This window comes from Microcoleus sp. BROC3 (assembly GCF_036702515.1).
Lineage (GTDB): Bacteria > Cyanobacteriota > Cyanobacteriia > Cyanobacteriales > Microcoleaceae > Microcoleus.
The window spans coordinates 1-1,253 of record NZ_JAUBTQ010000180.1 but is presented as its reverse complement, the minus strand read 5'-3'; the positions used below and the strand labels follow the sequence as shown (position 1 = coordinate 1,253).

Genomic DNA, 1,253 nt, shown 5'->3' with positions numbered 1-1,253 from the left:
TCATGGCTATTCAAGAGAGCGAAGACCAGACCTCAAACAATTTATCATTGATACGATTGTAAGTGGAGATGGAGACGTACCATTGTATATCAAAATAGATGACGGAAATGCCGATGATAAAAGTGTCTTTGTAGAGAGATTGAAAGAATTTAAAAACCAGTGGACATTTGACGGAATCTGTGTAGCAGACAGTGCGTTATACACAGCAGAAAATTTGTCAGCGGTAGGAATGAAATGGATAACTAGAGTACCATTAAGCATCAAATCAGCTCAAAATAAAATCTGCAACATTGAAGATAGTGCCTGGGAAGACCCTGAAATAAAAGGATATAAAATAGCAAGCCAAACGAGTGAGTATGCTGGCATCAAGCAAAGATAGCTAGTAATAGAAAGTGAAATCAGAAAACAAGCAGATATTAAAAAAATAGTCAAGCAAGTAGAGAAACAATTAGAATCAGCCCAAGCCAAACTGCGTAAGCTATCTAGGCAAAAGTTTGCTTGTATTGCCGATGCGGAAACTGCAATAAAAAAGTTATCAGAATCAGGGAAATATCACCAAATAACAGAAATTAGATCCCCAGAAAAAACAGTTAAATCAACAAAAAGTAATCTCCAAAGACTAGATCGGACACAGACAAAAGTTTATCAAGTTACGGGTGAAATAGCACCCCGAAATTCAGCGATTGAAGCAGAACAAGTCAAAGCCGGTAGATTCATATTAGCCACAAATATCTTAGATACTGAAGCAGTAACAAATTTACAGGTATTATCGGAATACAAAGCGCAGCAAAGTAATGAGAGAGGATTTAGATTTATTAAAGATCCGTTATTTTTTACTTCCAGCGTATTCGTGAAAAAGCCGGAGCGAGTTGAAGCAATTGGAATGATAATGGGACTGTGTTTGTTAGTGTATAACCTGGCGCAAAGGAAATTGAGACAACAATTATCAGCTACCAATGATCGAGTGAAAAATCCGGCAAAGAAATTAACCAATAAGCCGACAAGGGGCTGGATATTTCAGATGTTTCAGGCGGTGCATTTAGTAACGATAAATGGAGCGAAGCAGGTTAGCAATTTAACCCAAGAGCGTCAAGATATCTTGCAGCATTGAGGATAGTATTGCTGTGAATACTATTTAATATGTTCAAGTGAATAACGAACGATAGCGAGGTGTAGATATTTGTGAATAATTTTCATTAATTAGTCAAGATAATTTGCTTTTGGCATAATTTGCCTTGCTTCAAAATATGAGC

At 36.8% G+C, this 1,253-nt stretch carries 1 pseudogene; it reads left to right on the top strand.

The annotated features are described in order from the left end of the window. Window positions 1-1,111, top strand: a pseudogene (locus QUB30_RS33665) (IS1634 family transposase); the annotation flags it as partial. Between the last annotated feature and the right edge of the window lie 142 nt (window positions 1,112-1,253).